This window comes from Streptomyces chlorus (assembly GCF_042655885.1).
Lineage (GTDB): Bacteria > Actinomycetota > Actinomycetes > Streptomycetales > Streptomycetaceae > Streptomyces > Streptomyces chlorus.
The window spans coordinates 8,306-15,458 of record NZ_JBHSOA010000013.1; the positions used below are offsets into that span (position 1 = coordinate 8,306).

Consider the following 7,153-nt stretch of genomic DNA (forward strand, 5'->3'; position numbering starts at 1 on the left):
CGCGCAGGCGCTCGACGAGCTTGTTGTAGCGGGCGGTGGTGATCTCCGAGGAGCGTCCCGGGCGGGCCGCGGAGATCCACAGGAGCCGGCCCCGGTCGTCGGTGAGCGCGAGGAACAGCAGGCCGTGGGCCTTGTGTTTTCCGCTGTAGTTGCGGCGGTTGTCCGCTCCGGTGCGGCGTCGGGTGCGGATCAGAGTGCCGTCGATTAGGACGACGTGGCCACCCTTTCGGGTGACCTTCTTCAACGCGCGGTCCAGGCGCTCGGCCCGCGTGGCAAGCAGTTCGATCATCTCCATCACCCAGCGGCGCACCGTGGTCGCGGAGATGTTGTTGCCGCCCGCCATGTCGGCAAGCCGCTGGTCATGGCGCAGGACGGCGAGGACGATCGTGGCGATCCTCCCGGGCGGCAGCTTCCGCCACCGCGAGCCGATCTTCTTCAGATGGCCGCGCAGCAAGTCGCCGAGGAAGGCCAGGGTGGCCGTGGACAGGGTGAGGCTCGACTGGTAGACAACCGTCTCAGAGTGCGGTAAGTGATGTTTCCTGCCGTTTCACACCGATGTGATGACATGCCATAACGGGGTGATTCCGGCGGTCGAATGATCAACATCGCCGCCCTGGCCGAGCGCACGGCTCCGGCTCCCCGGTTTGGCTCGACAGCCGAGGTCAGGGGCCTGCTACCCACTGGGACGAAGTGGTGCGAAATTAGCTAGACCATCACTTACCGCACTCTCAGTGCCCCTGGCGGAGCTGGTCTTGTTTCGCATACGACATCAACTGCCGCCGGGGGCGCGGAAGTTACGGCCAGGATGCAGGCCGTCGCGCCCGCCCATGTTCACAGTGTGGTGGTGAACTTCCCGTCCGCGAGCTTGCGCAGCCAGCCCCGCTCGGCCAGCCGGTTCAGCTTCGCGCGCATCGCCTCCGAACGGGCCGGCTCCAAGGAGATCCCCAGCTCACCGCAGACCTGCTTCACCATGACCGGTCCGTCGGCCCGCCGCACCGCGTCCATGATCCGCTGGTAGTCCGCGGGCAGGACCGTCTCGTCCATGTCCCGCTCGCATTGCGGCACCGCCAGTACCGCACGGCCCGCGACCTGCCCGGCGGGCGGCGTCACGGGCCGTTCGGCTTCGGCGCGCGCCTGCTCAGCCAGCCGACGCGCGACCCGCTCGGCGACAGCGAGTTCCTCCAGCTCGTCACGGACCTCCTGCAACTGCTGGCTCAACTTCTCTTCCTGCACCTCCAGTTCAGCCCTGCGGGCCGTGATCAGCTCACGAAGGTCCGTTTCCGCGTCCTGGGCCACCTTGATGCACCTCCCGCCCGGATCGTACGGATATCCGCCTCACACACGCCGGAGAATCCACAGATCCGTCATCGCCGAAACGGCAGACGATCTTGAGGTCCGACAAGCGCCCTCGACCAGCACGAGCACACGATCAACAACTCACACCAGCCCCGTGACCAGTGACTTCAAGATGGTGGATCTTCAATGAGGACTTCATCGGCAAGGCCATCCCCGAGTCCGTCATCCGGCAACTGGACGCCCACCTCGACACCCTGGGCACCGGAAGCACCTACGGCTGCCGCGATATCGCTCCCGACGCCCGGCAGCTGCTGTACCGCACGATGTACATCGTCCTGCGTGACACCGGGCGCCGCCCGCTCGAGATCGTCTCCTTGGCCCGTGACTGCCTGGAGATCCACAACGGCCAGCCCACCCTGATCTGGGACAACCACAAGAGGAAACGCCACCGCAGACGTCTGCCGATCACAACCTCCACCGCCGACGCCATCCGAATCTGGCAAGCCTGTCGCGACCAGCTGCATCTTCCCGCCAAGGGGGATCGATACCTCTTTCCGTCCCTCACCGCCCTGAGCGACGCCCCCCACATCTCCAGCACCTACCTCAGCGACGCCCTCAGGCTCTGGGCAGACGCCCTGCCCCAGCTCCACGCCGAGGGCACCGACTCCAAAGGACAACGCCTGCTCTTCGACCGGTCTCTGATCTACCCCTACGCCTTCCGCCACTCCTACGCCCAGCGCCACGCAGACGCCGGCACCCCCGTCGACGTGCTGCGCGAGCTGATGGACCACAAATCCATCGCCATGACCCAGCGCTACTACACCGTCTCCCTCAAGCGGAAGAGCGAAGCCGTGGCCAAGCTCAGCGCACATGTCCTCGACCAGCACGGCCACCTCAGCCCCAGCTCGAGCACAGCCTACGAGATGCGCTCCGTCGCCGTTCCCTACGGCGGCTGCACCGAGCCGTCGAACGTCAAAGCTGGCGGCCAGGCGTGTCCCATCCGCTTCCAGTGCGCCGGCTGCGGCTTCTACCGCCCCGACCCCTCCTACCTGCCCGCCATCGAGCACCACATCAACGAACTAAGAGTGCGGTAAGTGATGGTCTAGCTAATTTCGCACCACTTCGTCCCAGTGGGTAGCAGGCCCCTGACCTCGGCTGTCGAGCCAAACCGGGGAGCCGGAGCCGTGCGCTCGGCCAGGGCGGCGATGTTGATCATTCGACCGCCGGAATCACCCCGTTATGGCATGTCATCACATCGGTGTGAAACGGCAGGAAACATCACTTACCGCACTCTAAGAGCAGACCGCGAAACCGCACTCGCCATGGGCGCAGCCGAGTTCGTCACCACCGCCCTCACCGTACAAATCACCGCCTACCAGCGCGTCATCGACCGCATGAACACACACCTGGCATCCCTCCCCGCTTCCGAACGCGCCCAGATCGAAGAAGCCAGCACTGTGCTGCGCAAAGCACGAGCAGGCGACAACCACACCCTCCTGCCCCTCACCACTGCCCGACCGAAAGACCCGCGATGAATCCCCGCGGCAATCCCGCCCCCCTCGCCGAAGCCAGACGCCGTCACAGCCTCGACAAACGAGCCCGTGTCCTCACCGTCCTCGCCACACTCGAGAAACAGGGAAAGCCGCTCACCTTCGCCGCAGTCGCCCGCGCCGCCCGAGTCTCCACCTGGCTCACCTATGCCCCCGGCGTACGCGAGCACATCGAGGCAGCCCAACTACGCCAAGTCCACAGCACCCTGCCATCTGCCACGGCAAGCCCGCCCTCTCACCTCAGCCTGCGCACCGAACTCGAAATCGCCCGGCAGGAAATCAAAGAACTCCGCGACGAACGCGACCGGCTCCAGGCAGCCCTGCGCCACCAACTCGGCCAGCAACTCGATGCCATCCACGCCCCCGACACAGCAGCCAGAGCGGACCAGCTGAACGCCCTGAACCAGGACCTCACCCGCCGGCTGGAGGAAGCCGCCTCGGAGAACGCCACGTTCCGCGCCCGCATCACCGCCCTCGAAGAAGACCTGATTGCTGCCCGCACCAGCCTGCGCCGGATGATCCGCACCGAGAACACGGCTCGCTGAACGACACCACCATCCACGGCGGTCATGCCCACTCCACGCCCAGTTCCCGGAGTGCGTCGAGCTGTTCGGCACTGAGTTTGTCGCGCCTCGATTTGGTGTTGGAGACCCACACACCGAGTCTCACGGTCACCGGGGCCGCCTCGCCGTCGACCGTGATGTGTTCGCTGTGGCTGCGCGGTACAGGCCGGTGGACGCCTTCCCGCTCCACCCACTGCGCGAGGGCCGTGAGGCCCCGCTGGAACGCCTGCTGAGCCTTGTTCGGGCCCTTCGTCGCACGCCCAGCCACCGGTGCCGCAGGCGGCGCCTCGAGCGGCTTGACGCCCAGTTGGGTCAGCCTCTCCTGCTGCTCGGCGGACAGCTGCGCCCAGGTGCCCGGCTTGCGCTGCTGCTGGAGCCATCGTCCGATGTCGTCGCCGTCCATGAGTACGCCGGGGGCGATGTCGGGCAGCACGCCGTCGGCTTCGGTGTCGGCCAGGTCCGCCAGGACGCGGCAGTGGCGCTGCCAGTCCAGCGGCCAGGGGCAGTTCCAGTCCGGATCGATCGCGGCCAGCTGCTGCGCGCGCATGGCGGCCCGCTCCGGGTCCTTGCCGAGGCCGCCCTTGCGGCGGAGGTTGGCCATGTGCTGCCCGATCGGCACAGGGCCCCCGCCAGCCGGGTCATCCCAGACGGCGTCCTGCCGGGGCGCGAGGTGCCCGGTGGCCCGCCGGTAGGAGCGCAGCGCGGCGAGTTTGCTCTCCCACGCCTCCTCGCCGGGCTCCCAGACCATCCCGACCTCGTCGAGGAGCTCCTTGCGGTGAGGGTCGATTTCTCCGGCGCGCAGCGCCTTGCGCTGCTGGTGCACCCACCGCCCCAGGGGGAAGTCCTTCGTCACGCCGGCCTCGACCTCAACGTCGTAGGGGACGGCGTACAGGCCGGTGATTTCGTTCTCCGCTCGCCAGCGGAGCAGGGCCTGGTAGCCCTCGAGCCAGACCAGGGACTGGGGGCGGATGACGCGGCAGCGGGTCAGGGCTGCGATGTCGGCGGCGTCGCGGGGGGAGGCGAAGTTGATCACGATAGAGGTGACCCGGTCGACCTCCTGCTGCGCCTCGCTCGTCTCCTCACCGTCACCGCCGTCGGTTCCCGCTGCGGGGGCGGGGCGGACGTGGAGGCGTCGGCGCTCGGTGCCGCGGGTCAGGGCGCGGGAAGCGAGCTGGTCGACCATGCGCTCCGAGTGCGAGCGCAGCGCCTGGAGGATGTCGACCAGAGGCTGGTAGCTGGCCGAGGCGACCATGTCCTTCGGGTCCTCCCCAGGCTGCAGGAAGATCGGGATGATGATCCGCGCCGTCTTCACTGTGCCGTCCGGATTCGGGCGCAGCGCCCGCCCGATGTTCTGGACGATGTCGACCTGTGAGCTGCGTGAGCCGACGATGCACACCGCTTCCACACCGCGCAGGCCGGTGATGTCGACACCGACGCCCAGGGCCCGTACCGAGGCGAGGAACGCCCGGTGTACGCGCCGGTTCTCGGCGTTGCTGCCGTTGGCGAACCGCTGGATCACCTCGCGCCGGCGGGCGATGGGGTGGTCGCCGCACAGCCAGTCGGCCCAGACCCGGTCCGGGGGTACGTGGCGGCCGTCCTCGAGCTCGTACAGCTCGGCGCCGATGGAGGAGGCGGGCAGTTCCTCCGCATCGGCCAGGGCGGCGTCTGAGGCTTGGGCGGCGTACAGCTCGGCGGCGGTTGCCGGCATCTGCTCGGCGAACGCCCGGGCTTCCTCGACCCTATGGTGGAAGGTCATGACGGTGTGCAGGTTCATCTGCGCCGCGTGCTCAAGGAGCGCGGCCTGGAGCAGCGCCAGGCGCCGGCCGCGCAGCGCGTCCTCCGACAGCCCCAGGGTCGGGTCGGGGTCACGGATCTCCAGTACATCGATCTCGAAGCCCGCGAGGACCGAGCGTTCTACCGCCTCCGCCAGCCCGAGGTCGAAAATCCTGGTGCCGTAGGTGGCGCTGTCGTCCTCCATCGACGCGATCACCAGCTCCCGTCCGTCCCGGCCGCGCTGCGGGCTGGGCGCGGCGAGGATGCGCGGGGTGGCGGTCAGGTAGAGCCGGAAGTCGATGGGGATGCGGGCGTTGTCGTGGATTGCCGCCCAGGGCCGGCCCATGTCCCCGGCCGTCATGTGCGCCTCATCCAGAATCGCCAGGTCAAACGGGGCCATCCGCTGGCCGTACAGCCGCTCCCCGCCCGCCAGCGCTGCCTCCAGCGGCCCGCGCACCGTCCGCCGGCCCGAAGGGTCCTCCGGGTCCTCGCGGTCCACCAGGGAGGCGTACGTGGCGAACACGACCACCGGCCCGGACCCTGCCCACAGCGCGAGCTGGATCGGGTTGGTCGTGGTACGCACTCCAAGCTGCTCCAGGACCTCGTCCTTGTCCACCGAGCAGACCGCGACCATGGGCGCGCGGTGCCCGACCCGGCGCCAGGACTGCGCGCTCTGCACGATCAGATCCAGGGTGGGCACCATGACGAGGATCCGCCCGTCCGGGAAGCACTCCAGAGCGCTCGCGGCGGCCGTGATCGTCTTCCCGGACCCGGTCGCGGACACCCCCATGGCACGTGCCCCCTCTGGGGGCACAGGTGATCTTGCAGGGAATCCCACCCATTTATGGAACGCTGACTTCTGGTCGACCTGGTGTTCCTTGAGCGGAATTGCCGACATTTCTTTGCCTCCCCGATGCTAATTCCTGTAGTTTTCAGACGGCCGCGTGCGGCGTGCAGGCCGCTCCGGCGTCGCTCCAGATCGACCCGCCCGCGAGATGCCATCCGCCGGGCGTCCCGTCCGACTTCCCGCGCTTGAACCCCGGCAGGTCGTCCGGGTCGTAGTGCCCGGCCTCGCGCGCGTCGAGGATGACGTCACCACTGGACATCTCCACCGTCCGTGCCGTGCACAGACCGCCGACCTCGCCCAGCGCCTCCAGCACCCGCCGCCGCGCCGTGGTGTTCGGGTGCGTACGCGGCAGCACGGTCTCCCGGACGAACGCCTCCAGCCGCACCAGAGCGGCCCGTTCACGCCGCCTGACGTCCGCGATATGTACGGCCAGCTCAGCAGACCCGGCCGACCGGCCGCCACGCCGCACCCAGTCCCGGTCCGCGATGCCCACCAGGGCCTCGCTCACCGCCGCAGCGCCTTCGTCCCAGCCGTCCGCGAACCGCGCGCTCTGAGAGGCCGGCGTTATCCCGTCCAGCTCGACCACCTCGCTCTGCGCCCCGGCGACCGCACTGGCTTCCAGAGCGGCCACCAGGTCGTTAGCCTCGGCCGCGGGCACGCCCTGGGCCTGGAGGAGGGCGAACAGCCTCAACCGGGCGTTCGTGCCCGACGTCTGGTACTCCGTCACCCGGTGCACACAATCGCTGCTCATCGCGGGGTCTGGTCCGGTAGATTCGTGATGACCTGTCATCCGCGATCGTTTCTCTCGGAATTGAGGGAGGGTACCGGGTGGTTGGGGGGTGTCCAGAGTTTCCGCCAACGGTACATGCTGCATCAACCTGATGTACACGCTACACCAGAACCCGAAACGACCGAGCAACCCCTCACTCTCGTAGCCAGCCCGGCCCGCGAAGCGGGCCCCAACGGTCCTGGAGGCGAAGCCGGAAGGACCATCAGGCGGGAGAGCGCAGCGGACCCGCCGGCCCGGGCTGGAGCGCAGCGGAAGCCCGGTAGCGGGACGCAGTCCCGCCGCTCCGGGAGCGCAGCGGACGGAGCGTCAACCCTGATGCGCAGCATCGGGGTTG

The 7,153-nt window shown here is 68.4% G+C and carries 6 protein-coding genes and 1 pseudogene; 3 read left to right on the forward strand and 4 right to left on the reverse strand.

Translation table 11 applies throughout. The features are described from left to right. Nucleotides 1–343, reverse strand: a pseudogene (locus tag ACFPZI_RS07770) (transposase family protein); the annotation flags it as partial. Nucleotides 344–831: 488 nt separating this feature from the next. Beyond that, on the reverse strand, nt 832–1,296 hold the full coding sequence (locus ACFPZI_RS07775; protein WP_381360028.1) for a hypothetical protein: 465 nt from the start codon (nt 1,294–1,296) through the stop codon (nt 832–834). A 161-nt stretch (nt 1,297–1,457) separates the two neighbouring features. Here ACFPZI_RS07775 and ACFPZI_RS07780 point away from each other — a divergent pair, with 161 nt between their 5' ends. From ACFPZI_RS07780 to ACFPZI_RS07790, 3 genes are all read left to right on the forward strand, one after another. Continuing rightward, a complete protein-coding gene (locus ACFPZI_RS07780) occupies nt 1,458–2,390 on the forward strand; it encodes a tyrosine-type recombinase/integrase (RefSeq protein WP_381360030.1) in 933 nt (310 codons plus the stop codon). Between the two features lie 228 nt (nt 2,391–2,618). Beyond that, the gene (locus ACFPZI_RS07785) at nt 2,619–2,831 is read left to right on the forward strand and encodes a hypothetical protein (RefSeq protein WP_381360033.1); all 213 of its coding nucleotides are present in this window, start codon (nt 2,619–2,621) and stop codon (nt 2,829–2,831) included. After that, nucleotides 2,828–3,391, forward strand: coding sequence for a hypothetical protein (locus ACFPZI_RS07790; RefSeq protein WP_381360036.1), 564 nt, complete (start codon nt 2,828–2,830; stop codon nt 3,389–3,391). Before ACFPZI_RS07785 ends, ACFPZI_RS07790 begins: the two co-directional genes overlap by 4 nt. A 22-nt stretch (nt 3,392–3,413) precedes the next feature. Here the strand turns inward: ACFPZI_RS07790 and ACFPZI_RS07795 are convergent, their stop codons facing one another. Together ACFPZI_RS07795 and ACFPZI_RS07800 are read right to left on the reverse strand one after the other, a co-directional pair. Beyond that, entirely contained in the window at nt 3,414–6,080 is a 2,667-nt protein-coding gene (locus ACFPZI_RS07795) for a DEAD/DEAH box helicase (protein ID WP_381360038.1), read from the reverse strand. Nucleotides 6,081–6,114: 34 nt separating this feature from the next. Further along, on the reverse strand, nt 6,115–6,780 hold the full coding sequence (locus ACFPZI_RS07800) for a hypothetical protein (RefSeq protein ID WP_381360041.1): 666 nt from the start codon (nt 6,778–6,780) through the stop codon (nt 6,115–6,117). Between the last annotated feature and the right edge of the window lie 373 nt (nt 6,781–7,153).